This is a genomic window from Geobacillus sp. FSL K6-0789, from assembly GCF_038593135.1.
GTDB classification, from domain to species: Bacteria; Bacillota; Bacilli; order Bacillales; family Anoxybacillaceae; genus Geobacillus; species Geobacillus stearothermophilus.
The window spans coordinates 2,902,522-2,928,363 of record NZ_CP151966.1 but is presented as its reverse complement, the minus strand read 5'-3'; the positions used below and the strand labels follow the sequence as shown (position 1 = coordinate 2,928,363).

The 25,842-nt window shown below is 51.4% G+C and carries 19 protein-coding genes and 5 pseudogenes; 20 read left to right on the top strand and 4 right to left on the bottom strand.

Going from position 1 to position 25,842, the window contains the following annotated elements:
• Positions 1–198: 198 nt before the first annotated feature.
• From NSQ51_RS15525 to NSQ51_RS15515, 3 genes are all read left to right on the top strand, one after another.
• Positions 199–1,485 carry an SEC-C domain-containing protein gene (locus NSQ51_RS15525; protein WP_064213728.1) on the top strand — a complete coding sequence of 429 codons (1,287 nt, stop codon included), beginning with the start codon at positions 199–201 and terminating at the stop codon, positions 1,483–1,485.
• 368 nt (positions 1,486–1,853) lie between these two features.
• Positions 1,854–3,032 (top strand): RNA-guided endonuclease TnpB family protein, encoded by a 1,179-nt coding sequence (locus NSQ51_RS15520; protein WP_011231306.1) that lies wholly within the window; start codon positions 1,854–1,856, stop codon positions 3,030–3,032.
• A 230-nt stretch (positions 3,033–3,262) separates the two neighbouring features.
• The gene (locus NSQ51_RS15515; RefSeq protein ID WP_049626463.1) at positions 3,263–5,458 is read left to right on the top strand and encodes an SEC-C domain-containing protein; all 2,196 of its coding nucleotides are present in this window, start codon (positions 3,263–3,265) and stop codon (positions 5,456–5,458) included.
• A gap of 45 nt (positions 5,459–5,503) precedes the next feature.
• Here the strand turns inward: NSQ51_RS15515 and NSQ51_RS15510 are convergent.
• Positions 5,504–5,687 (bottom strand): annotated as a pseudogene (locus NSQ51_RS15510) (hypothetical protein); the annotation flags it as partial.
• A 220-nt stretch (positions 5,688–5,907) separates the two neighbouring features.
• On the opposite strand from NSQ51_RS15510, the gene NSQ51_RS15505 reads away from it, so the two are divergent.
• Positions 5,908–7,179, top strand: a complete 1,272-nt coding sequence (locus NSQ51_RS15505) for a hypothetical protein (protein WP_235468585.1) — start codon at positions 5,908–5,910, stop codon at positions 7,177–7,179.
• Between the two features lie 65 nt (positions 7,180–7,244).
• On the opposite strand, the gene NSQ51_RS15500 is transcribed toward NSQ51_RS15505, so the two are convergent.
• Complete coding sequence (locus tag NSQ51_RS15500) at positions 7,245–7,961, bottom strand: plasmid pRiA4b ORF-3 family protein (protein ID WP_121650128.1); 717 nt, start codon at positions 7,959–7,961, stop codon at positions 7,245–7,247.
• A gap of 125 nt (positions 7,962–8,086) precedes the next feature.
• Between NSQ51_RS15500 and NSQ51_RS15495 the strand changes: the two genes are divergently transcribed.
• The 5 genes from NSQ51_RS15495 to NSQ51_RS15475 all read left to right on the top strand — a co-directional run bounded on the left by NSQ51_RS15495 (position 8,087) and on the right by NSQ51_RS15475 (position 16,397).
• The gene (locus NSQ51_RS15495) at positions 8,087–10,207 is read left to right on the top strand and encodes an SEC-C metal-binding domain-containing protein (protein WP_049624260.1); all 2,121 of its coding nucleotides are present in this window, start codon (positions 8,087–8,089) and stop codon (positions 10,205–10,207) included.
• A gap of 337 nt (positions 10,208–10,544) precedes the next feature.
• Positions 10,545–11,891 carry an N-acetylmuramoyl-L-alanine amidase gene (locus NSQ51_RS15490; RefSeq protein ID WP_121650129.1) on the top strand — a complete coding sequence of 449 codons (1,347 nt, stop codon included), beginning with the start codon at positions 10,545–10,547 and terminating at the stop codon, positions 11,889–11,891.
• A 321-nt stretch (positions 11,892–12,212) separates the two neighbouring features.
• On the top strand, positions 12,213–13,523 hold the full coding sequence (gene brnQ, locus NSQ51_RS15485; RefSeq protein ID WP_049624258.1) for a branched-chain amino acid transport system II carrier protein: 1,311 nt from the start codon (positions 12,213–12,215) through the stop codon (positions 13,521–13,523).
• A gap of 223 nt (positions 13,524–13,746) precedes the next feature.
• Positions 13,747–15,087 (top strand): UDP-glucose/GDP-mannose dehydrogenase family protein, encoded by a 1,341-nt coding sequence (locus tag NSQ51_RS15480; protein ID WP_121650130.1) that lies wholly within the window; start codon positions 13,747–13,749, stop codon positions 15,085–15,087.
• 125 nt (positions 15,088–15,212) lie between these two features.
• The gene (locus NSQ51_RS15475; RefSeq protein ID WP_121650131.1) at positions 15,213–16,397 is read left to right on the top strand and encodes a M20 family metallopeptidase; all 1,185 of its coding nucleotides are present in this window, start codon (positions 15,213–15,215) and stop codon (positions 16,395–16,397) included.
• Positions 16,398–16,580: 183 nt separating this feature from the next.
• Here NSQ51_RS15475 and NSQ51_RS15470 read toward each other — a convergent pair whose 3' ends face one another.
• A complete protein-coding gene (locus tag NSQ51_RS15470; protein ID WP_061567530.1) occupies positions 16,581–16,811 on the bottom strand; it encodes a hypothetical protein in 231 nt (76 codons plus the stop codon).
• 612 nt (positions 16,812–17,423) lie between these two features.
• Here NSQ51_RS15470 and NSQ51_RS15465 point away from each other — a divergent pair.
• From NSQ51_RS15465 to NSQ51_RS15415, 11 genes and pseudogenes are all read left to right on the top strand, one after another.
• Positions 17,424–18,872 carry an IS66-like element ISGst1 family transposase gene (locus NSQ51_RS15465; protein WP_342462708.1) on the top strand — a complete coding sequence of 483 codons (1,449 nt, stop codon included), beginning with the start codon at positions 17,424–17,426 and terminating at the stop codon, positions 18,870–18,872.
• Positions 18,873–19,001: 129 nt separating this feature from the next.
• Entirely contained in the window at positions 19,002–20,111 is a 1,110-nt protein-coding gene (locus NSQ51_RS15460; protein WP_049625974.1) for an RNA-guided endonuclease TnpB family protein, read from the top strand.
• 267 nt (positions 20,112–20,378) lie between these two features.
• Positions 20,379–20,831, top strand: a complete 453-nt coding sequence (locus NSQ51_RS15455) for a VanZ family protein (protein ID WP_049625161.1) — start codon at positions 20,379–20,381, stop codon at positions 20,829–20,831.
• Between the two features lie 87 nt (positions 20,832–20,918).
• Positions 20,919–21,035 (top strand): DUF3789 domain-containing protein, encoded by a 117-nt coding sequence (locus NSQ51_RS15450; protein WP_011232702.1) that lies wholly within the window; start codon positions 20,919–20,921, stop codon positions 21,033–21,035.
• 341 nt (positions 21,036–21,376) lie between these two features.
• A pseudogene (locus NSQ51_RS15445) lies at positions 21,377–21,655 on the top strand (substrate-binding domain-containing protein); the annotation flags it as partial.
• A gap of 409 nt (positions 21,656–22,064) precedes the next feature.
• Positions 22,065–22,205 (top strand): annotated as a pseudogene (locus NSQ51_RS15440) (D-ribose ABC transporter substrate-binding protein); the annotation flags it as partial.
• 116 nt (positions 22,206–22,321) lie between these two features.
• Positions 22,322–22,705 (top strand): DUF1360 domain-containing protein, encoded by a 384-nt coding sequence (locus NSQ51_RS15435; RefSeq protein WP_055358349.1) that lies wholly within the window; start codon positions 22,322–22,324, stop codon positions 22,703–22,705.
• Positions 22,706–23,023: 318 nt separating this feature from the next.
• On the top strand, positions 23,024–23,257 hold the full coding sequence (locus NSQ51_RS15430; protein WP_233434054.1) for a transposase: 234 nt from the start codon (positions 23,024–23,026) through the stop codon (positions 23,255–23,257).
• A 181-nt stretch (positions 23,258–23,438) separates the two neighbouring features.
• Positions 23,439–23,639 (top strand): annotated as a pseudogene (locus tag NSQ51_RS15425) (arsenical-resistance protein); the annotation flags it as partial.
• A gap of 15 nt (positions 23,640–23,654) precedes the next feature.
• A complete protein-coding gene (gene arsC, locus NSQ51_RS15420) occupies positions 23,655–24,074 on the top strand; it encodes an arsenate reductase (thioredoxin) (protein WP_011232692.1) in 420 nt (139 codons plus the stop codon).
• A gap of 215 nt (positions 24,075–24,289) precedes the next feature.
• Positions 24,290–24,728: pseudogene (locus NSQ51_RS15415) on the top strand (DUF4275 family protein).
• Between the two features lie 95 nt (positions 24,729–24,823).
• Here the strand turns inward: NSQ51_RS15415 and NSQ51_RS15410 are convergent.
• Positions 24,824–25,810 carry a Gfo/Idh/MocA family oxidoreductase gene (locus NSQ51_RS15410; RefSeq protein WP_055358818.1) on the bottom strand — a complete coding sequence of 329 codons (987 nt, stop codon included), beginning with the start codon at positions 25,808–25,810 and terminating at the stop codon, positions 24,824–24,826.
• Between the last annotated feature and the right edge of the window lie 32 nt (positions 25,811–25,842).

Here is a 25,842-nt window from a genome sequence, read left to right as displayed (position 1 = left end):
CCTTTCCGTCCATTGTGCATCATGGGTTCCCGAAGAAAGCCCCCGTTTTCCGTTCATTCTTTATATCTACATTATTATAGCATGGCGGATTGTACCGTTGCTATGTTTGTTTGGCGTGAGATTTATTCCTGCTTTTCTCTCTGTTATGATACAATGAACATAACGGCAAGGCCGAATCGAAGGAAAGCGGGTGACGATATGATGGTGTCGCGGAATGCCCTTTGTCCGTGCGGCAGCGGCAAAAAGTACAAGCATTGTTGTGGAAAAAAAGAGGCGGTTTCGATTTCGTCATTGATTGACCGCGAGTTGATCGAATGCATGAATGATATGCGTCAGTTTGTTTTACAGCGGTATGAGAGGGAGGCGGAAGAGCTTTTAGACCAGTTCCCGCTTGATGAGATGCCGGAGGAACTCGAGCTTGGCGTGCAGATCATGGCGGTGAATTGGATGTTGTTTTGTTGGCCGCTTGATGAAACAGGACAAACGATCTTTTCTGCTTACCGGAAAAGCCGTCATTGGGAGCGGTGGCGCCCGTCCGTTCAGGCTCACATCGAGAGGTGGGAAGGAGCCGTTCCGTCGCTTGGCGAGTTCATCGGCTATGAGGACGACAATCGCCCCGTTGTCCGGGATTTGTTGACGGGAGGGGAAAAGATCGTTCATTTATTGGCTTCCCATCAATGGCCGAGCGTGATCGAAACAGGAGATGTGGTGTTCGGCTTCCTTGTGCCGTACCAAGACGTGTTCACGTGTTTCACAGCGGTGTTTCCGCTCCCGGCGTCAGGGAAAGATCGATTGCTTCGGGCGATTCAACAAGAAGGGGAGTGGAGCGGTCAGCCATCGGCTTTATGGATGCGCGATCGGTTCGTCGCTGTGCTTTCCGATGTGCTCTTGGAGTGGCTTTGGCAGTTCGCCAAACAGTTCAAATGGGATGATCCGAAACAAGCGGCCGTCATTCGCGAGCTCGATGAAAACGAGCCGGAGGCGCCAGCGGCGCTGCTCAATCAAGCGTTCGCCATATGGGCGATCTATTGCGGAAAAACATCCCGCCTCCCTTATTCGGTTCCCGTCTACGCGGCGGCGCTCCGCTATGTGGCTGGGCATTTGATGAAGGCGGAAGGATCGGAGGTGGAAGACATCGCCGATCGGTATGACGTGATGCCAGAAGATGTGCGATCGGCGGCGTTGGATTTTTTCCTGATGGCTGTTGATGATGAAGACGACGAGCAATGGCTCGATGACTGGGAGGAAGACTGGTTCGAAGAGGAAGGGGATGAGCTTGATGCGCGCATCAATGAATGGATCGATGACATCGATCTGATGTTGATGCGTGAAGGATGGGACGAGAAGCGAGTCAACCGTCATATTGACCGCGCCATCCGTTCGTGGAGGAATGAGGGCCTGCTTGAGGAAGTGAATGAAAAAGAATTGCGTAAAGAACTCCGCGATGTAGCGTGGGAGATCTTCACCGATCGGGGATTCATCTAGAAACTGGCAGAAAAACGGGCGCTGCGCGCAAGTCAGCGGCATTTCGTCAGAAAGGAAAGCCGGTTCCACAAGGGCTCTCTCATTCAAACATCATTGGGCTCAACCCAAGCCCTCTATAAGTAGAAACAGGGAATGGAATGCGTTCCATTCGTGAAACTCCAAAAAAAGCGGCGGGGAACGATCGGTTTTGACCGAATCCATAATGGATTGGGAAAAATGGCTTTGTGCGCGATTCCGACCGTTTTTAACATAAATCAGCCAGAAGTCCCCCACCTCTACAGGTGGGGGATGAATGGCGTTCGGTTTTTCTGTTTTTCTCTTTCTTCTTTGGATGGCAATAGAATACAATAAACATAGGAGGTGAAACCATGTATCGAACGCTGAAAACCCGTTTTCGGGCAAAGAAAGAAGTTATCCAAAAACTATTTGAATGCAATCGTATCTCCGCAGAAGTTTGGAACGAATGCCTTCGTTTGGCAAAAGAACATCATTTGGAAACAGGAAAATGGATAACCAAAACGGAACTGCAAAAAGCAACAAAAGGTCGTTTTTCTATCCACAGCCAAAGCATCCAGGCGGTTGTGCATAAATATATCTTTGCCCGTGATGGGGCAAAAGAAGCACGGAAAAAAGGAGAAAAAATCAAATATCCATACAAAAAGAAAAAACATTTCAACACGAAATGGGCAAAAGATGGGTTTGTTTTGCATGAAGACGGAACGTTGGAACTGTCGCTAGGAATTTGGAATCGAAAACGACAATCTCCTTTGGTGGTGAAAATCGACAAAGAGAAACTTCCAAACGGAAAAGTCAAAGAAATCGAGTTGGTCTATGACCGTGGTTTGTGGCTTTGTTTATCGTATGAAGATGGGAAAAAACCAAAAGAAAATCCATGTAAAAACCGTGTTGCTATTGACCCAGGGGAAATTCACACCATCGCAGCCATTTGTGAAAATGGGGAAAGCCTCATTATCACGGGAAGAAAAATAAGAAGCATTCATCGGTTGAGAAACAAGAAATTAAAAGAACTGCAAAAACTCATGAGCAGATGCAAAAAAGGCTCCAAACAATGGAAAAAGTACAATCGGGCGAAACAATATGTACTTTCGAAATCAGAGGCACAACTAAAGGATGCACTGCACAAAACCACGAGACAATTTGTTCGTTGGTGTTTGGAAAACCAAGTGAAAGAAGTCGTCATTGGAGATATCGAAGGAATCCAACGGAATACGAAAAAGAAACGAAACAAAAAGACCAATCAGAAATTATCCAATTGGTCGTTTGGAAAATTATTTGATTATCTCAAATACAAATTGAATGCCGAAGGAATTCAAATCGAGAAAAAAGATGAAAGTTATACCTCGCAAACATGCCCTGTTTGCGGGAAGAAAAATAAATCTTCTTCTAGAAATTATACATGTCAATGCGGGTACAAACGACACCGTGATATCCATGGGGCAATGAATTTATTTGCCAAAGTATATTATGGTGAAATCCGCCCATTGGAATTTACGGTCAAACCGTTTACGTATCGACGGATTGCTTAGGTATGAAGTCGTAGATGGCGAGTTCCCGCCCTTGAGTATCATGGATACTCATGTTGCCTGTGGCTCCCAACGGGACGGGTGCCAGGTGTTGCCTGCAGATAGGCTGCCAACCAGCCTATCATGCATCCACCTCCGAAGGGGAAACAGGAAACCCCCACTTCGATAAGTGGGGGAGGTTCATTATCTTGGTCGCCGTTTTGGAAAGGAATGATTAGAAGGGAGGATTTTGCATGGCAATCGGCCGAAATGACCCGTGCCCGTGCGGAAGCGGGAAAAAGTATAAGAAGTGCTGCATGAACAAACAGCAGGAGCGTGAAATCAAGCGGGTGCGGCAGCGCCGCTTTTTTGACCAAAAATATGAGCTGTCGCAAATGGTGCAGCGGTTTTTGGATGAATCGCTGTCTTATGATGAACGCGAAGCGGTCAACCGTACATTTCGCCGAATGATCGAACAAAAGGATCATCGTGAAGAGTTGAAGGTGTTTGAGACGCTTTGGCGTTTTTTCCTCCATCGTTATCCGAATGGATTGCGCGGCGTTGAATGGTTTCAACAGGAAAAAGGGCGTCGTCTGTCTCCGGAGCTCAAGGAAATGTTGGACCGCTGGGTTCGACTTGTGCCGCGCCTTGTGCAATTTGTCGATTTGGATGATGAAGGAGGAGTGGCGGTCGACCGGTTGACGGGCGAGAAACTTCTCATGCCGTATTGCGAGACATTGGAGGTTGTGCGCCCTTGGGGCGGCATGTTTGCCTTTTTGGAGCCCTTTGACGGCGGCTATTACGTTTGCGGTGTATCATCGATTGTGGATCCGAAGGGCGTGGAACGGGCGGAAGAGAACATTCGCGTCTTGTTGACGCAAACCGATTGGCCGTATGAAAAGGTAGCCGTTGAACATTTTCTCGATATCGTTGATGCAGGCTATCCTCCGAGGGCGGACGATATGCAAGAGGAGCGCACGCGATGGACGTATGAATACGAATGCCAGGAAGCCGCTGAGGCGATGAGGAAGCTTGCTTCGATCGGACGCGCTCACATTGATCATGACGATGGGGAGAAAGTGGAAGGTTCATGGTGCACCAATGTGTACCATTATGTCGGAGTGATTTCTCCCAAGCCGATTCATGTGTTTGAATTAGGCGGGTCATTATCCGCTCATCGGTCGCGTCTCGTGTTGTCTACCGAGGAGGAAGGGACGGCCGAACAGCTCGTGTCGCTGCTGCAGGCGTTTGGGTATTCCCCAAAAGAACGAAAACGGGGGACAGAAGCCGTTTTGCGCCGAAAATGGATCGAAAACGTTTCGCTTCATATTGATTCAGACCCAGACTCTCCCCCTTGGGTGGCAACGATGGCCGGATTGGATGTTCAAATGGAAAAAGCCCTTCACACCCCGCTTGAGAAATGGAATGGAAAAACCCCTCACGAAATGGCGCGCGAGGGGCGTGTGCAGGAAGTGGATGTGTGGCTGAAAGAGTATGAATTCCATTTGTTTAACATGCAAGAACGAGCCAATTTGCCGGTGCTCATCGGAGTGAATCCCATTCGCTCCCGTTATGGATTGCCCCCATCTCCGTTTAGCTCATCACATCGTCTTTCGGACTTATGGAAAATGAAATGGATGGGGCCGGAAAGAACCGAGACATTGTTGATTCGCGCGGAATGGGAAGGGATGTATTTTACCGATGACGCATTGGCGTTTTATAACGAAGTCATCGTGAGCGGAGAAAAAGAGGCCAAAGAGGCGTGTTGGGCCGTGATTTTGCTCGTGTGTGAATATATGACCGGGCGGACGTTTTCATCGTGGGAGGACGTAGGAGAAGAAGAATGGAAACAATGCATCGTCGAGCAAATCCCGTCAAGATGGAGTTCGTTTTCATGGGAAGTGGTGAGCCGAGCGCTCGATATGTTGCTTGAGTGGGCCGATTGGCTGGACCGCCGTTATGGAACGAATCATCGAACTGTTGTTTGTGCCGTGCTGGAAGAGGTCAGAAGCGAATTGGAACATTGCTTTGCTTTGCTGGATGAATGGAGGGGCGAGAACGGAAAGGCGGATGAGGAACTGATGGCTTGGCAGCTTGCTCGTTTGTTTGGTTTGCCTATTCCCCTTTCCGTCGGTTTCTCGTTTTTCCGCGTCAAGCGTGTGGAACAGGGGAAGGCGGTGCTGGATTGGCTTGCCCATAACCGAACGGTGACATGGGACATTCCGAAGCGGGCAGAGCCGCATCTGTTGCCGGGCATGTATATCGTCGCCGCGACCGATCGCAACGGCAAGCTGGACGATCTTGCCCGCGTATATCCGCCGTCTTTCTCACCGTACGTAGAGCCGTGGCTTCAGGCGCTGCAAGAGTGGCCAGACAAGGTGGAGAAAGAACGGGCTGTGTTTCAAGAGCGCCTGCTTGCCTCGTTGTCCCGTTTGCTTCGCCGGCCGTAGGCGTCCCGATGAATGACGGGGCGCTTGTTTCTCTCGGCTCGGCCTCTATGATTCTCCATTATGCAGGCAAGCCCAATGGTAAGAGTCATTCATCCTATTTCGCGCAGGAGACTCCCACTTCAACGACCAAAGGGAGTAAGTGGGAGAGGAATGCGCGTTCCCCCTTTCTTTTGTGGTATGATAGAATAAAGACGTGGAGAAAACCGTTCAATAAAGGCACTCCAATCACTGTTCTCGACATGAGCGGCGGAAGTCCCAAAGTGCTTGCGATATGTGTTGCTGAAAGCAGTTCCATCACACGTTGATCGTGAATGTCTCCCCAAAGTGTTTAGCTGGCCCGAGCGTTAGCGTAGAGGGGGAGAACGTTCAATGACTATGATACAAAGAAAGTAGGTAGCTATATGGTGAAGGCATCGCGAAACAATCTTTGTCCATGCGGCAGTGGGAAAATGTACAAGCATTGTTGTGGGAAGCAAGAGGCGGTATCGATTGCATCTATTATTGAGCGCGAGCTGGTCGAATGCATGCAGGATGTGGTCTTGTTTGCGTCGGAGCGATACGAGGACGTGTTGGTGGAAACGATGGCAGAATGCTCGTTTCAATGGTTTCCGGAAGAGTTAGAGGTGGGCGCTCATTTATTGTTGACGGATTGGGCTGTTTTTTGCCGGCCGGTGGATGAGAAGGGGACAACAATCTTTTCGGCGTACATGCAAGACCGGCGCCGCAACCGTTGGCGGCCGGCGGTGCAAGCGCATTTGGAGCGATGGACGGAGGGGATTCCGTCGTTTGGTGAGATCGTCCGTTTCGACGAAGAGCGGCGTCTCATGGTGCGCGATCTTGTGAGCGGGGAAGAAAAACGCGTCCGTTTTTTAACGTCCGAGCCCGTTCCGCCGGCTGAAGAAGGGGACGTTTTGCTTGGCTTCCTCCTTCCATATGGGGAAGAGTTTACGTACTTTATAGCCGCTCTGCCGTTTCCAAAGAACGGAAGAACACGGCTCGCCCATGCGATTGAGGCGGAGAGAAAACGAAGCGGGAAAGCGGCAGACGCGTTTTGGCGAACATCGTTTCCAGAAGCGCTCGATCTGGCTCTTCACGAATGGCTATGGCAGCTGTCGGCTGAATTGGAGTGGAACGATCCTGACGAAGAAGCGGTTCTTCACGAGCTGAAGCGGAGAGAAGAAAAGACATCGCCCCGGGTGCTTAGCCATGCGGCGTTCTTTTGGCGCATGTATTGCGAACAAGATGAACCGGCCATCGATGACCCGGTCGTGTATGCAGCCGCGCTTCGCCATGTTGCCGGTCAGATGGCGGAAGAGGAGTTCATGGATGCAGAGGAAGCGGCTGCACGCTACGGAGTGGCGGCTGAGGAAGTCGAATCAACTTCCATGGAATTTATCTTGTTCGCGGTCGAGATGCTGGATCGCGATGAGGATGGCGAGTGGGATGATGACGATGAGGAATGGCTTGATGATGAGTGGGATTTCGAAGAAGGCATGATAGACGGCGATGAGTTGGATGCCGCGATTGACGAATGGCTTGACGAAGTCGAAGAACTGTTTGACGACGAAGGTTGGGACACCGATCAAGTCCGCCGCTTGATTGACAAGGCGATGCGAACATGGAAAAAAGACGGTTTGCTTGAGGGAGTCGACGAAGCCGAACTGCGTGAAGAACTCGAGGAGCTCGTCTGGCAAACATTTGCGGGACGGGGGTTTTGTTAAGAACATACAGCGCATCCATGGGAGAAGGTGCCCAGCCGTTGGTTTGGGCGCCTTCTCCCCCTTTGCTACAGATGGATGTAGGATAACCGCTTGTTCACCTCCTCGATGTTAAACGCATCGGGATCAAAATCTTCGCCTTTCATGTCATACATCCAGTCAAGTCGTTCAAGCAGTTCCGGATCCGTAAGGGAGTCTTGGTTTGCTGCTGATTCGAGCAGCTCCAAATAACCATAGACGCCGCCGCAATCCTCGGGAGGGCATGCCCGTTTCCCTTTCAGGCAAGTGGCGCGTTCCAGCGGTTTGGGGAGTGTTTCAATCTTTTCGACGGTGATGGTATGGCTCCAGTAGTCGCCAAAATCGTAAATGTACAGAAACTTTTGTTTTTCTTCCGTCAGCCATTGCTGCAATTGAATGCGGCGGGCGTCCATCAGTTCTTTTTCCAGCTGAAACGAATCCCAGCCGTCAGGGATGCCGATGAGAACGCTTCCGAAATCGAATTCGTATAAATGGGCTTGTTCCCATCCCATCGCTTCTTGGATGATGAGATGAAGATCGTGAAATGTCGCATGTCCGGGAACAAGGACGCGCCGCCAAATCGGCGGACGGATGCCGTTTAAGGATATTTTTAACTGATAGGCGGTTTTGGAGCGACGCGGTTTCTTTGATGTCGTGCTTTTGCTTTTTGGTGTTTCCGTCCATCGACCGTGCGGATGGGAAGTTTTCGTTGAATTAAGCTTCGTCATCAATTCGTCGATCAAGTCGATGAGTCTTTTCTCTTCCATGAATATCGTCTCCTTTTTTAGGATTGTTTTTGTATACTTATAGTTTAACCTGTTTCTGAAAGAATCAAAATAATAATAATGGTGATAGAAATTAGAAAACGAAATTGATTCAAGGAGGGAGCCGTATGTCGGTCGGCCGAAACGACCCGTGTCCGTGCGGGAGCGGGAAAAAGTATAAAAAATGCTGCATGAACAAAGCGATGGAGGAAGAGGCGAAAAGGGCGCGGCAACATCGGTTTTTTGAACAGAAGTATGAGCTGTCGCAACAAGTGCACCGTTTCTTAGAGGAGGCGCTCTCCTACGCCGAACAACGGGCGATAAAGCACGCGTTCCGTCAGGCCGTTCGGGAAATGAAACACAGTGAGATGCTTGAGCCGCTTGAAACGCTTTGGTACTTGTTCGTTCACCGTTTCCCAAACGGGATGCGCGGCGTTGAATGGTTTCGGCGCGAGAAAGGACGCCGTTTATCGTTGGAGCTGCGAAACATGCTTGACCGGTGGGTTCGGCTTGTTCCGCGTCTCGTTCAGTTTGTGGACCGCGGTGAAGACGGGGGGACAGCGGTCGACCGATTGACGGGGGAAACGTTGTTTCTGCCATTTAGCGAGACGATGCCGGATGTAGTGCCTTGGGGCGGTATGTTTGCGTTTCTCGAGCCGTTTGACGGCGGTCATTATATCCAAGGGGCTGCCTCCATCGTTGGGCCGGACGGAGTGAAGAAGGCCGAGGAACGAATGCGTTCTCTCCTTCAAGAGACGAACATGCCGTACGAAGAGTTGGCATTTTCCCGTTTTCTTGATATTGTCGACGCGTGTCACAGTGCTTCTTCATTACAGGAGCGCGGGACGGAAGCAGTTGAACAATGGACGGTCGTCTACGACATGCCTGATGCGCGCAACGCCCTCCGTCAGCTGGAACGACATGGAATCGTGATCGTGGATGAGGAAACGGACGAAGCCGTCAAAGGTTCACTGCGCGGTGTGACGTATGAATATTGCGATGATCTTGCCTCCAGCCCGATTTATCTGAACGAATTAGCTGGCTTTGTAGAGGGGCAGGGGCGGACGATGACGCTCTCCACCTTTGATGCGGACGCCGAGAGGGTGCTGACGAAGACGCTTGAGGCAATGGGGCTGCCGGCGACGGTTGTATCGCGGTCAGCGAAGACACACCTTGTCCCTAAAGGAGTGAAGTTGCTGTCATACGACGTCCAGTTGCCGCCGGGTGAGCCGTCATATATGGCGCTCGTTGCCAACAGTGCGGTGATGTTAGAGCAGACGCTGCATGTGCCGCATGAAGAATGGGGGGGACGGTCCGTTCACGAATTGGCCATGAGCGGCGAGCAGGAAACAGTGGAGCAATGGCTGCGCGCATATGAGTACCATGCGTTCGAACTTCTCCGCCAAGAAGGCAGTCCGGTGATGGTCGATACGAACAGCATCCGTTCCCGCTACGGTTTGCCGCTCTCGCCATTTGTGACGCCTAAGATCAAGCGGACAACGTCTGTTCAAGTATTGCAACGGCTCGATGAGGGCGGATATTTTGCCATGCCGGCGGAATGGAAAATGCGCTTTTTCGGCGCCGACCTCGTCCGTTTTTACCAAGAAAAAACGGAAGGAAAATCAGAGGCGACGAAAGCGAAATACCGCCTCGGTGTGACGGCGGTCGGCCATTACTTGCAGACGACGCCGCTGTCATCGTGGGATGCGCTAGAAGCGCGCCATTGGCAGCAATGTTTGGCATTTCACTACGTCATGTTTTCTCCTGACATAAGCATCAATCAAGCGAAACAAGTATTAAGCGGCGTTCAGGCGTTCACGAAATGGCTGGACGGCCGCTATCGGACAAGCCATGCCCGGGTCGTGCGCCAACTCGTGACGGAATTGCAGGAGCCGTTGTTAAAAGCGGTCCGCCTTCTTCGATTGTATCATCGCCCTGATTTGCCAATGGGGATGGCTGACATTATTTGGAAGGGAATGGTAGAAAGGAAAGAGGAGTATCGAACCGGGATGTTTCAGGTGGTGAGCGTCGGACGGGAAAAGGCCGCGATCCGCTGGTTGGAGACGGGCGAACAGTTCCACTGGCGCTTGCCGCTATCGGTGAAATCGTACGTCGAGCCCGGCATGTGCTTGGAAGCCGCGTTCACCAACAACGGCGCATTGGCGGCCGTCCAACGTGTCTACCCGCCGCAGGCCGCTCCTTACATGGAGGCGTTTGTTCGGTTTGACCGGCCATCCGCCAAGGTGTAAAGGGGAAGGGGATGTCTCGACACGAGGCATCCTCTTTTTCTATGATGGGCGCTTGTGAGGAAATGGGGCAGCCGTGCGATTGCGCCAATTTGAGGCATCGAAGGGCGCTTGTGCAGACGGGATTTGCGCCATTGTTGCGTTCTCGGCAGCATTCGCGTCTTGTTTGTTGGCGGCTGTCGCGCTGGAGGACATTGTGCGGAAACAGGGCATTCATTGTCGGTTCATGGACGTTGGCGGCGCCTGTTCTGTCGAGCGGTTTTCCTGGCCGACAGACAGGAAATGGCCTATTGTGCGCGAACCATATAGTAGAATGAGAGGGAACTAGGAGGGAGCGCGCATGAGGCGGGGGGGATGGCTCGCCGCATCGTTTTGTTTGCTTTGGTTGCTGGCGGTCCTTTGGCCGTCGGGAGTGAAAGGAGAAAAAGAAACGGAAGAAACGAAGCGTCTGGCGGTGGTGACGGCGGATCGCGTGAATGTCCGCCAAGGGCCGGGGGTGCCGTACCACCCGGTGGCAAGCGTCCACCGCGGTGACGTGTACCGGTTGGTGGATGTGAAAGACGGTTGGTTGAAAATTGAATGGGAGAAAAATCGGACCGGGTGGCTCGCGGCGCGGTACGTCGCGTTGGCAAAAGAGACAGCCGTCGTGCAAGAAGACCGGCTCCGCCTTCGCCAAGAGCCGAGCCGAGACGGGCGAATTATCGGACATTTGGCGCAAGGGGAAACGGTGTTGGTGATTGGGGAAGAAGGCGGCTGGAAACAGGTCGTGACGGAAGACGCCATCGGTTGGGCCGCTGCATCGTATTTGGCGCCAGCCGAGGCCCGCTCGATTTCACAACAGACTGGAACGGTGGCCGCCGATTCACTCAACGTGCGAGCTGAACCGTCGCTTCACGCCCCGCGGATCGGCCGTCTTGTTCGTGGCGAAGAAGTTGACATTGTGGAAAAGAAGCCGGGATGGTACAAAATTGCCTCCTCAACAGGGCTTGGTGGCTGGGTTTCGTCCGCGTATGTGCAGGTAAAGGGTGGACAAGCCAATGAAAAGGAAGCGGAAGTGCCCCAGTCGGCTGGCCGCTCGCTGCCTTCCATCATCGCGCCTAGCGACTCGCGCCTTTATGCAGACAGCTGGACGAGCGGTCCTGTTCAGGCGCTGGCCGGAAAAACGATCGTCCTTGACCCTGGCCACGGAGGCAAAGACGGCGGTGCGAAAAGTGTCGCTGGCGTTAAGGAAAAGGAGTTGACGTTGGGAACGGCGAGGCTTCTAAAAAACAAGCTGCAATCTTACGGCGCTCGCGTCGTGCTGACGCGCTCCGGCGATGAGTATGTGCCGCTGTCGGCGCGTGTTGCCGCCGCCCGCCTGTATCAGGCGGACGCGTTTATTAGCCTGCATTACGACAGCGCCGCTGATCCAGATGCGTCCGGCATCACCATTTACTATTACGATCGGTTTGCAGACTACGAATTGGCGCAATCGTTCCAAGGGCTGTTCAGGCAACTTTCCGCATTGCCGTTTCGCGGCATCGCCTTTGGCGACTATTACGTGTTGCGAGAAAACGAGAAGCCGTCCGTGTTGCTTGAGCTCGGCTATTTAAGCAATCGGTCGGACGCTGCGGTTGTGGCGACAAACGGTTATCAAGAAGCGGTGACGACGGCCATCGTGAACGCCATGCGCCATTATTTTCAATAGTACGCTCCTTTTCTAAAAAGTGGATAACGGATCTACTGCGGCATGACAAAAAGCGCCCCGGATTTTCGGGGCGCTTTTTGTCGCCTCGCCTTGTTTGGATCACCGCTGGCTGACCATAGAGGGCCATTAGCTTTTCAAGGCGTTTGCCTGAGGGCTGCAAGGGCGAAAGGGTGGAAGTTGGTTGACGCAATAGTTAAAAAAGTTTAATATTTATAAAGGATTAGGATAATAATAATCGACTGTTATCCTAATTAACACTATTGTTTTATTATATACCAGAATATTAAATTCTTTTTCGAAATAATAGAAATGGGGGATAAAATGAAAACGAGAGATGTGCTGTTTACTGGATTGATGCTCTTTTCCCTCTTTTTCGGCGCGGGCAACTTGATTTTTCCTCCGTATTTAGGGATGGAAGCGGGAACGGCCGTATGGCCGGCGGTTCTTGGATTTATCGTCACCGGTGTTGGGCTGCCGCTGTTGTCGGTCGCGGCGGTGGCGTTCACCAAAGACGGCATCCGTTCGCTCGGCAACGCTGTTCATCCGCTGTTCAGCCTTTGTTTTTCACTCGCTGTGTATTTGGCGATCGGCCCGTTTTTCGGCATTCCGCGCGCGGCTAGCGTCGCCTATGAAATTGGAGCGAAGCCGTTTTTCCCTGAGAGCGGATCTTTGGTGATGTGGCTGTTTACGGGTCTCTTTTTCGCCCTTGTGTACTGGCTCAGCTTAAACCCCTCGAAGCTTGTGGATCGAATCGGCCAGCTGTTGACGCCGATGTTGCTGCTTTCCATTGCTGTGCTTTGCCTTACCGGTTTAATCCGGCTTGACGACCCACAGGCGATGCCGGCTGAGAAGTATGCCTCGGCGCCGTTTGTGAAAGGGATGCTGGAAGGGTATTTAACGATGGATACGATCGCGGCCCTTGCCTTTGGCATCGTCGTCATTCATGCGCTCCGTGACCGCGGGGTGGACCGGCCGGCGTTGCAGGCAAAAGCCACGGTGCAAGCCGGATTGATCGCTGGATTGGGACTCGCGCTCGTTTATGGCGGTATTGCCACCATTGGTGCTAGAATGGCTGGTGTCGGCTCATTTGCCAACGGAGCCGAGCTATTGTCATACGTGTCATCGCTGCTGTTTGGCAGCGGAGGGAAGTTGCTGTTGGGCGTGATCGTGGCGCTTGCCTGCTTAACAACGGCGGTTGGTCTAGTCGCTGCTTGTGCGCAATACTTTCAAGAGCTCACCCCGACTGTTTCGTACCGAACGTATGTCATTGTATTAACCTTATTTAGCTTTTTGATGTCAAACCTCGGCTTAAATGCGTTGATCGCTGTTTCCGTTCCAGTGTTGACGATGCTGTATCCATTGGCGATCGTGCTCGTCGCCCTGTCGTTTTTCCGCCGCTTTTACCATGGTTCGGCGAAAGTGTACGGGATGGCGTTGCTCTTTACCGGCATGTTCAGCCTGTATGACGGTTTGAAAACGATCGGGCTGGAGACGGCATGGTTAGAACCGCTCCTCTCATGGGCGCCGCTGTTTTCAGTCGGGCTCGGCTGGGTTGTCCCTGCGCTGATCGGCGCTGCGCTTGGCTTGATGATCGATCGGCCGTCCGCAACGAAACGGAAACATGCGGCGTAAAGGGCTGACTCAAAAGGTCATGTACGCCCGGTCGGGGGAATAATCTGATGTATATATATGGAAGAAGGGAGGATGCCTCGTTGCTTTTGGGGCATTCTCTTTTTTGTGTGGAAAATAGTTTTTTGTTCGAGCAATGGGGCGGAACCCGTGAAAACCGGAAGGCGATTCGATATAATGAGGACAAGCGACGATCGCCGCAATGGATGAAAAGGTGTGAGGAATCGTGAAGATAGCGATTGCGGGAACGGGATATGTTGGACTTGTGACCGCGGCTTGTCTGGCCGATAAAGGGCATGATGTGACATGCGTCGATGTGAACGAAGAGAAAATTCGCCTATTAAATGAAGGGATCGTCCCGATTTATGAGCCGGGGCTTGACTCGCTTATTCAGCGAAACGGCGTTCGCCTTCGCTTTACGACCAACGATGTGGAAGCGTATCAACGGGCGGAAGTGATCATGATCGCCGTCGGCACGCCGCCGCAGCCGGACGGGTCTGTGCGGCTTGATGATGTATGGGGCGCATTGCGACGCATCGCCAGGGCGGCCGAACGCGATTGCCTTGTCGTTATCAAGTCGACCGTGCCCGTCGGCACTGGCGATGAAGCCGCCCGTTTTTTGGCGGAAAACGGACGGCTGGAGGTGAAATTCGACGTCGTATCCAACCCGGAGTTTTTGTCGCAAGGAACGGCAGTGCGCGATACACTGCAGGCGCCGCGCATTGTATTGGGAGTGGATTCGGACCGGGCTGAACGGGTGATGAAGGAGCTGTACGCCCCGTTTGCCCTCCCGTACGTCGTGACGGACCGGAGAAGCGCCGAGATGATCAAGTATGCGGCCAATGTGTTTTTGGCGTTGAAAATTTCGTACATCAACGAGATCGCCAACGTATGCGAGTTGGTAGGCGCTGATATTCAGGCGGTGGCGGAAGGAATCGGCATGGATCCGCGCATCGGCCGCCGCTTTTTGCGCGCCGGCGTCGGGTATGGAGGCTCATGCCTGCCGAAAGATGCAAATGCCCTCTATTCCTTGGCGGCTTCCCACGGCTATTCGCTCAAAACGGTATGGGCGGCGATCGACGTCAATGAGAAACAAAAATGGAAACTTCTTGACAAAGCGCGTCTGCACATTGGGGATTTCCGCAACCGGACGGTCGCCGTGCTTGGCGCCGCATTCAAGCCGGGCACCGATGATGTGCGCGAGTCTCCTGCCTTGGCGAACATCGAGCGGCTCATTGCCGAAGGAGCAGTCGTGCGCGTCTGGGACCCAGCCGCTCTCGAACATGTCGTCCGCCGTTTTGGCGATGCGGTTGTTTGTTGCGAGACGATCGAGGAAGCCATTCGCGGCGCGGATGTTTGTTTCATTTTCACCGAATGGCCGGCTGTGCTGCAATTTGACCTTCACCGTTACAAGACGCTGATGAAAACACCGCTTGTGGTGGATGGGCGGAATTGCTACGACCCGAAGGCGGCCGAAGCCGCCGGCTTAATCTACGAGTCGATTGGGCGGCCGGGGGTGGTCGGATGGCAAAGCGCGATAAAGGAAACGGTGGAGCATCACGAATGACGTTTGGGACAGCAGCTCACTCACTAAACGTGCAGCGGGCTGCCTTTCTTCATGAATATAGAGAAATGAAAATTCAAAAATTTCCGTTTATAATATTAGGAAAGCGGAAAAGAGGGGGAAACGTGATGACAAAGGAAGAAATCAAACGGCTCGTCGATGAAGTGAAAACGGACGTCATCGCCTGGCGCCGCCACTTGCACGCCCATCCCGAATTGTCGTTCCAGGAAGAGAAAACGGCGCAGTTTGTCTACGAGACGCTGCAATCGTTCGGCGGTCTCGAGATTACCCGTCCGACGAAAACGAGCGTCATGGCGCGCCTTATTGGCCAACAGCCAGGCCGGGTCGTCGCCATTCGCGCCGATATGGACGCGCTGCCGATTCAAGAGGAAAACACGTTTGAATTTGCCTCCAAAACCCCAGGCGTCATGCATGCGTGCGGGCATGACGGCCATACGGCGATGCTGTTGGGGACGGCGAAAATTTTTGCCCAGCTTCGCGATCACATTCATGGTGAGATTCGCTTTTTGTTCCAACACGCGGAAGAACTGTCCCCGGGTGGGGCGGAGGAGATGGTGCAAGCGGGTGTCATGGACGGGGTGGACGTCGTCATCGGCACTCACCTTTGGTCGCCGCTTGAGCGTGGAAAAATCGGCATTGTGTATGGACCGATGATGGCCGCACCCGACCGCTTTTTCATCCGCATCATCGGCAAAGGCGGCCATGGAGCGATGCCGCACCAAACGATCGATGCGATCGCCATCGGGGCGCAAGTCGTGACGAACTTGCAGCACATCGTCTCGCGCTATGTCGACCCGCTCGAGCCGCTTGTTCTGTCCGTGACGCAATTTGTGGCGGGTACGGCGCATAATGTCCTGCCAGGGGAGGTCGAAATTCAAGGGACAGTGCGCACGTTCGACGCCGAGCTGCGCCAGACGGTACCGCAATGGATGGAGCGCATTGTCAAAGGAATCACCGAAGCGCACGGCGCCTCGTATGAGTTTCAATTTGACTACGGCTACCGCCCGGTCATTAACTACGATGAAGTGACCCGCGTCATCGAAGAAACGGCGCGCGAGCTGTTCGGTGAAGAGGCAGTGGCTCGCTTGAAACCGAACATGGGCGGCGAGGATTTTTCGGCGTTCTTGCAAAAAGCGCCGGGCAGCTTTTTCTACGTCGGCGCGGGCAATGTAGAAAAAGGCATCGTTTACCCGCATCACCATCCGCGCTTTACGATCGACGAAGACGCGCTTGAGATTGGCGTGCAAATGTTTGTCGCGGCGACGTTGAAACTGTTGGCGGAAGCAGAGTAGGATGCTTCCGCTTTTTTGTACATCATAAAGGCGGATCGATATGTATTGCATGCTCTTTCTTTGTCACCAATTCACATGGTTGAACTTGGTGCAGCTCGCGTGAGTGGAGAAGAAATGAAGGAGGGCATAGAGTTCTCTGCCTCCCTTACTTTTTCAACCCCGACTCGATCAAGAACGTCAAGGCTAGGCGATTTTTATAATTTTTGTAATCGACGCTGGGTCGGGGTCTTGGTTGTAAAGAGTATGGACAAAATCGCCATCAAGCGTAGCGAAGTAGCCATAATGGTGGTATGTTGCAATGGCATAATGCAAGGCATCATAGGCTTCGAGCTGGAACAGCCGCATTTGAGCCAAGGCTAAATCTTGAATGTTGGCAAGCATCGATGTATATAGACGCTTGTCCAAAATGTTCATCTATGGCATCTTCATATGTCATCACAAACGACATAATCGGCTACCGTCCTTGTTTGTAGATGTCCACTAATTTTTTGCCAAAGGGAGAAGGTTTGGCTATTTTTTTCCGTAATTCGGCAAATGGAAGATCCTTATCTGGTTTGTTGGCCTGTTCCGTGCAAGACAGTGTCACCCTCATTTTCGTTTCCAAAGCGGAAGGCATATCGATCACCTCATTGATTCTCCTTTCTAAAAATTATAATGCTGACCGAAAAAAATGTACACATTTTCCTTTTACTACTATACCCATACCCTTGTTCATGAAAACATAAACTAGGGAGAGAATCTCCCTTAAAAGGGGAATGATCGAAAGAAAAGAGGGGAACGGAAAAGAAATCTTCTTTCCAGCCTGTGAGCGAACGATTTTAACATCTTTCCGAAAGAAGTCTCCCACTTCTAAACGAAGTGAAAGTGGGAGATGAATTTCGGTTAGGTATAGCCTAAAATTGTCTCTTTTTTGTGTATTACAATATAATCAGTTAGTAACTATTCAGCCACATCATAAAGTGAGCTGAATATTTTCTTCTTTCCTTGTCTATGATGTGAATATTGATAGACAAGGAGGTGAATCGCATGTTGACGGTACAACAAGCTGTATTTACAGTTGAGGGCTTAATCGGCAAAGTTCAACAACAAAAGCAGCTCATTACTCACCAGCAACAAGTCATTGAGCAACTGTTGAAAGAAAACAAACAGCTACGCAAAGAAAATGAACAACTGAAGTACCGTGTTCAAGAGCTGGAAGCACGCACGAAAAAAAACAGCTCCAATAGCCATTTGCCCCCATCTTCTGACCGTTTTGAGAAAAAGCGTTCCTCCCGCGAGCCGTCTGGCAAAAAGCCTGGTGGGCAAGAGGGACATGAGGGGAAGACGCTCCGTCAAGTGGAACATCCACATCATCGCATCGTCCACCGTGTGCATACGTGTCAAGGATGTGGAGCTTCTTTGCGTGAAGTCAAACCGTTCAAAGTCGATATCCGTCAAGTGTTTGATGTCCCTCCTGTGGCGATCGAGGTGACACAACATGAACGTGAAGTGAAATCGTGTCCACATTGTCGATGCGTGCAACAAGCCGAATTCCCATCCCATGTCACGAATCATGTGCAATACGGTCCACGGCTCACGGCACTCGTTGTTTATTTACATCATATCCAATTGATCCCGTACAAGCGTTTAAGTGATACAATCGAAGCGTTATATCAACACTCGATTAGTACAGGAACCCTTGCCAATATGGTGAAACGAGGACGCGAAGCGCTGGAATCAAATATGGACATCATCGAAGACGCCTTACTTGAATCCAACATCCTGCATGTCGATGAAACGAGTTTGCGCATCAATGGGAAACTCGCATGGGTGCATGTCGCGTGTACATCGAGATATACATACTTGGCTCCTCACGCTTCTCGTGGAAAAAAAGCGACCGATGAGATCGGGATTCTTCCCCGATATGAAGGGACGATGATGCACGATGCGTTCGGTACGTATCCGAAATACACACATGCCACCCATGCCCTTTGTCATGCCCACCATTTGCGTGAGTTAAAAGGATTCATCGAACAGGGGCATACGTGGGCGATGCGCATGACCACGTTTCTGTTAGCCGCCAAGCAAGCCGTCGAAGCCCATCACGGTGCACTTTCCGAAGAAGAAGCGAGACGGTGGGAACGAGTGTATGATCGCATCCTAGAAAGAGCACAACACCGATTAGAAACGATGACGCCTCTTCCGAAAAAAGCACTCGCTTTTGTTCGACGCCTTCAAAAACGAAAGGAAGAAGCGCTGCGTTTCTTACGTGAAGTACATGTTCCCTTTGACAACAACCAAGCCGAACGCGATCTTCGCATGGTCAAAGTCAAAGAGAACATTTCGGGTACGTTTCGCGAAGAAACATTCGCGCAGTCGTTTTGCATCGCAAGAAGCATCGTTTCCACACTGACGAAACACGAAAAAAACGTGTGGGATTCGTTATGTCTTCTGTTGGCAGGCGAAACGATCGATCGAGTTCTTTCCGCTACCTAGGGCATTTTCTATGACCGAAATGCCCTATTTGTGCTGGGCTTTTTTATACACTAGCACTGGGGTGAATAGTTACATCAGTTATAGAAAAAATATATCGAAAATCAAGGTATGAAGTGATGTGGTGTCGATATGGCAAACAAAGCCTATCAGTTCCGTCTATACCCAACAAAAGAACAAGAACAACTGCTCGCCAAAACCTTCGGTTGTGTCCGTTTCGTGTATAACAAAATGCTTGAAGAGCGCATACAAATGTTTGAAAAGTTCAAGGACGATCAAGAATCCTTGAAACAGCAAACATGTCCGACCCCTGCCAAGTACAAAAAGGAGTTTCCTTGGCTAAAAGAAGTGGACAGCCTTGCGCTGGCAAACGCCCAATTGAATTTGCAGAAAGCGTTTCAACACTTCTTTTCTGGCCGCGCTGGATTTCCCAAGTTCAAAAACCGCAAGGCGAAACAGTCGTACACCACAAATGTGGTAAATGGCAACATCAAGCTTTCAGATGGCTATATCAAGCTGCCCAAACTGAAATGGATCAAGCTCAAGCAACACCGGGAGATTCCTGCCCACCATATCATCAAGTCTTGTACGATCACGAAAACCAAAACAGGAAAATACTATATTTCTATTCTCACAGAGTACGAACATCAACCTGCCCCAAAAGAAGTACAAACGGTGGTTGGGCTTGACTTTTCCATGAGTACGCTGTATGTCGATAGCGAGGGTAAGAGAGCCAATTATCCTCGATTCTATCGCAAAGCATTGGAAACATTAGCGAAAGAACAGCGTAAATTGTCTCGTAAAAAGAAAGGCTCGAATCGTTGGCATAAACAGCGTCTGAAAGTGGCAAAGCTGCATGAAAAAATTGCGAACCAACGAAAAGACTTTCTGCATAAGGAGTCGCACAAATTAGCGAAACGGTATGATTGCGTGGTCATCGAAGACCTCAACATGAAGGGAATGTCCCAAGCCCTCCATTTCGGTCAACGCGTTCATGACAACGGCTGGGGCATGTTCACCTCTTTCCTTCGGTACAAATTGGAAGAACAGGGGAAGAAACTGATCAAAATCGACAAATGGTTCCCCTCGTCCAAAACGTGTTCGTGCTGCGGTCGAGTCAAGGAGTCTCTATCGCTTTCTGAGCGTACATTCCGCTGTGAATGTGGATTCGAGAGCGACAGGGACGTCAATGCGGCCATCAATATCAAACATGAGGGCATGAAACGATTCGCGATCGTCTAACTTGTCCTCGAACCGTGGGGCACACGGGGATCGCTCGGTCAACTTCCCATCATGAGATGGGATTACCCGAGAAGCCCCCACCTCTAAGCGAAGCGTAGGTGGTGGGAGTATGTCACAACAATGGTAAAGCAGCTTTCAAAAAAGAAAATGGAAAAAGATCACCCTTCCTGTTATGATGATAAAGGGTTCAGCGAACAAGGTGTCTACTTTCGTTTGTTGTGTAGGTACCTTGTTTTGTTGGGAAAAAGGTTGTTGGCAGGTGAAACGATGAGAGCTTTCCTTTCCCGCTGGCTTCCCGTCATTCTCTGGTGCCTCGTCATTTACAGCTTCAGCGAGTCTTCCTCGTTCACTGGGGCGAATACGGCGCATGTGCTGCAGATGATTTTGTCGTACTTGCCGTTCGGCGGAGGGGATGAAGAGGGGTCGTCATTTTTGAATTTTTTGATTCGCAAAGCGGCGCATTTGACCGAGTTTGGCATTTTGGCCGCGCTTGTGTGGCGGGCGCTTGCGCCAAAACGGTTTGCGTATGCGGGCGCTTGGCTGTTTGCGACAGTGTATGCGGCAACCGACGAGTGGCACCAATCGTTTGAACCGGGGCGGACGGCGACGCCAAAAGATGTGGCGATTGATTCATGTGGGGCGCTCCTGGCGCTTTTGATTGTATGGGCTTGCCGCTGTTGGGCAAGGACCAAGCATCGGGCGGTCAAACGCGGCGTATAATAGAACAAAGCTCTCCCATCGTATAGATTTAGATGTAAACGGAAAGAATGGCCAATAACGAGTTTGCGAGAAAAGGGAGAGAGGGCCATGGTCGCGTTTATCGCGGGAATGTTTGTGGGTTCGTTTGTGATGCTCGTCATCATGAGCATGATGGCGGTGGCGAAACGGGCGGATGAAGCAAGCGAACGGTGGAGGGAAAAGTGAGAAGCTTGCAGAGGGGCGTTAGGCAATGATCGAACGCCTTAGGTGTTCTAAGACATGCTGGTTAATACAGATGCACGGTTTCATGCACGGCAGCAGCGGCAACTCCCTTGATAAAAAGGGGCTAATGGATGATGGCTGCTGTGGTTGTCGCTGATCATTTCGTTTGCGTCGTTGATCGCGACAGTCGTTGTGCGGTATCAAAAGAAAAGTCCTCTACTAGGTGTAGGTGGGGGTGGGGCGATTCTGCTTATTTCTAGATCGTTGCACTTTTTGCGGTCGCTGTGCGTGTTGGTCAGGGCATTGGCAGTTGTCAATGTCCTGTTTTTTATCCTATGCTTTTATTGCTGCTGGTCAACCCGACGGACTCAAGCGCTGTCACGTCTGCGATTGAATCCGCCAACAGCGCCAACATCCCGGTCATTACCGTCGATCGCAGCGCGGACGGCGGGAAAGTGGTCACCCATATCGCCTCCGCCAATGTGGCGGGAGGAAAAATGGCCGCGCAGTTTATCGTCGACCACTTGAAAAACGGCGGAAACATTGTGGAATTGGAGGGGATTCCGGGCTCCTCGGCCGCACGTGAACGGGGAGAAGGATTCCACCAAGTGATCGACAAAGCAGCCAATGTCAACTACCCCCACTTCGCGAACGCTTGAAGTGGGGGCTTGCAACTCCCCAGAAGTACAAGCGGACTTCGTCCTCCTTCCTTGACTTGGGGTTGCATCAGGGGGCAGGTTGACGACTACCCAACGACGCAGGTCATGCCTGCATCGTTACCGATTCTCTCGGTGTGTCTGTTGGCAGTACTTGGCTTCCACACACAACAGACGGACCTACGCTCGATGTTTTACGGTTACAACGTTTCCTGTAACCAACTCCATACATCGAGTAGCCGTGATTGGAGTGCCTTTATTGAACGGTTTTCTCCACGCCTTTATTCTATCATACACAAAAGAAAGGGGGAACGCGCATTCCTCTCCCACTTACTCCCTTTGGTCGTTGAAGTGGGAGTCTCCTGCGCGAAATAGGATGAAAGTCGTCGCCAAACAGGCGGCGGATTTTGACCGAGCTAAAGGATTGTCGGTCATGGAAAATATTTTGCAAAGCCATAAAGACATTCAAGCGGTCTTTGCCCATAATGACGAAATGGCCTTAGGGGCGTTGGAGGCGCATGGGATGAACAACGTGCTTGTTCCCTCGACCGTCTCCATTAACCATCGGAGGTCATAAAGAAACGCATCTTGGTTCATACTAAAGAAAAAGATGGAAAAAGAAAGGAATCCACCATGCTTCGCGAACTCGACTGGATGACGTACATCATGATCATTTTGGCCAGCTATAGGTTCACCCACTTGATCGTCTTTGATAAGATCACCGAATTCATTCGCAATCCGTTTATGAAAAAAGAGACAATCCGGCGTGAGGACGGCCATACGGAAATCAAAAAAGTGCCGAAATCGAAATTCGGCTATTTGTTGAACTGTTACTGGTGCGCGGGGGTGTGGAGCGCGATTTTTCTCGCGCTTGGGTATTTATTCATCCCGAAGATCGCCATGCCGTTCATTTTTATTTTTTCGATCGCTGGGGCGCAAGCGATTTTGGAAACATTCGTCGGGGTAGGGACGAAGGCAATCGATCTTCTGTCGGCGGCGAAAAAGCGGATGGACTGACATTGGCGGGCGTACGGCGGAAACATGCGGCACGCTCGCTTTTCTTGCTTTTGTCGATACATCATGGTTAACTTATATCATTATTTAACATAAATCAGCCAGAAGTCCCCCACCTCTACAGGTGGGGGATGAATGGCGTTCGGTTTTTCTGTTTTTTTCTTTCTTCTTTGGATGGCAATAGAATACAATAAACATAGGAGGTGAAACCATGTATCGAACGCTGAAAACCCGTTTTCGGGCAAAGAAAGAAGTTACCCAAAAACTCAGAAATTATCCAATTGGTCGTTTGGAAAATTATTTGATTATCTCAAATACAAATTGAATGCCGAAGGAATTCAAATCGAGAAAAAAGATGAAAGTTATACCTCGCAAACATGCCCTGTTTGCGGGAAGAAAAATAAATCTTCTTCTAGAAATTATACATGTCAATGCGGGTACAAACGACACCGTGATATCCATGGGGCAATGAATTTATTTGCCAAAGTATATTATGGTGAAATCCGCCCATTGGAATTTACGGTCAAACCGTTTACGTATCGACGGATTGCTTAGGTATGAAGTCGTAGATGGCGAGTTCCCGCCCTTGAGTATCATGGATACTCATGTTGCCTGTGGCTCCCAACGGGACGGGTGCCAGGTGTTGCCTGCAGATAGGCTGCCAACCAGCCTATCATGCATCCACCTCCGAAGGGGAAACAGGAAACCCCCACTTCGATAAGTGGGGGAGGTTCATACGCTGGCGTTTACGGCGGGGAGCAACAACTTTGAGCTGGCCATTGCCCTCGCCGTTGGGGTGTTTGGCATTCATTCGGGCGCGGCGTTTGCGGCAGTTATCGGTCCGCTCATTGAAGTGCCGGTGATGCTGGCGCTTGTCAACGTAGCATTGGCGTTTCAGCGAAAGTATTTTTCTTCGGGCAATCCAACATCAACGTAAAGGTGGGAATCAGCGATGAAGAAAAAAGTCATATACTTTTTATGCACCGGCAACTCGTGCCGCAGTCAAATGGCGGAAGGCTGGGCGAAACAACTTCTTGGTGAGGAATGGGAAGTGCACAGCGCCGGCATTGAAGCGCATGGCCTCAATCCGAATGCGGTGAAAGTGATGAAGGAAGTCGGCATCGACATTTCGAACCAAACGTCTGATGTCATCGACCCGGATCTCCTCAACCGCGCTGATTTGGTCGTGACGCTGTGCGGCCATGCGGCCGACCACTGCCCGGTCACACCGCCGCACGTGAAGCGCGTCCATTGGGGCTTTGACGACCCGGCGAAAGCGGAAGGGACCGAAGAGGAGAAACTCGCGGTGTTCCGCCGCGTCCGCGATGAAATCGGCGCGCGCATCCGCCGGTTTGCCGAGACGGGGGAATAGGGGCGGTGCAGCAAGGCAGGCGCAAAGAGCGGGGAAACTATCTTGCATAGGGTGCGCAGCAACTGCTCGTCGAAGTGCGGACGGAAACAGGGAAGTGGCTGGGCGGACGAAAACCGCTCGGTGTGACGAAGATGGTGAGAAGCCATCTTGTTGATAGACGAAATGAGCACATCGATGAAGGCGGTGCCACATTAGGTCACTGGAGGAGAAACGAAATGGAGTTATTTCATCAGTTAGCTCGCCGAAACATCAAAATCCGTAAACAGTCCGGTTTCGGAGCGCAATGGCGACAACAGTGGGAAGAGGTGTTTGCCGGCCATTTGACCGAGGAAGAAAAACAACACATCCACCTTCATAATCGGAATGGAGTCAACGGCTACTTATGGCATGTGTTCAGCTATGGGATGAGAGGCTGTTTCACAGGAGAAGAAGCGGAAATGGCGTTTGATCAAGAAGAGAAAACATGTTGCTAATCTTTTCTTTCAACATGGCGACGATGCGTTCACCGTGGAGGATGCGTCCGGCTTGAAAGCCGCCGATCTGGCAACGGAAAACGACAAAATCGATCTATATGTGGTGGACAGTGAGTTCAACTGGACGTTTGTCATGACGCATGAAAGCGGATGGCTTGGCCCGTATTTTAGCAGAAGGTGACAGCCATGGCTTATCGGTAGCCAAGGAAATCCAATGAGACAGAAAGAAAAAGAGTTCCAACCGAGCCCCAGGAAGACTAGGTTGGAACCTTTTTATTATCGCTCGTCGGCTGGGAACACGATGCCGGTTTGTTTTCGCGCTTCGTCCATGATTTCCATCGTCCAAAGCGAATGGCGGTGCGAGTTGACGGACGATTCGCGTTCTCCGTTTTCGATCAAACGGATAAACTCTTGTGCTTCATAATACATCGGTGGCTTGTCCTGCGGCGCGGTGATGTCCTCGACGCGTCCGTCGCGGTAGCGGATTTCCGCTTTGGCTGGTGTGTGGATGGCGTCGATAATCATGTTTCCGTCTTCCCCTTGAATTTCCGAAGGCAAGTGTGAGTTCGTGATTTTCGAATAAAAGACGACCGCGTCCATGTCGCCGTAATCGAGCACGATCGAGCCCTCGCCATCAACGCCGGATTCGAGCTTCACGCTTTGCGCCTTCACGCTGCGGGGTTGGCCGAACAAAACGACCATCGGGTACAGGCAATAGACGCCAAGGTCCATCAACGCCCCGTTCGAGAGAGCGGGGTTGAAGGCGTTGAGCACCGTTCCTTGCTTATAGGCGTCATAGCGCGATGAGTATTGGCAATAGTTTGCCACATAGCGGCGGATGCGGCCGAGTTTCGGCAAGTGCTCGCGGATGGATCGGAAAGTGGGGAGCAACGTCGCCTTCATCGCTTCCATCAATACGACGCTGTTTCGATTGGCCGCTTCGATCATCGCTTTGACTTCTTTCGCATTGGAGGCGAGCGGTTTTTCGCATAAGACGTGCTTGCCGTGGTTCATGAGCCAAATCGCCTGCTCGGCATGAAGTGCGTTCGGGCTGGCAATATAGACGGCATCAATGCCGTCGCTTTCGGCCAGCTTTTGCAAGTCCGTGAACGTCCGCGGCGCCCCGACTTTGTCGGCAAACTGCTTTGCGGTCTCCTCGGTTCGCGAGTAGACCGCGGCGAGTTCGAAGGAATCGACGAGGCGCGCGGCGTCAAGAAATGCTTCGGTGATCCAGTTTGTGCCGATGGTTGCGACTCGAATCATGTTGTTTGGCCTCCTTCATTTGTATCGCCCCC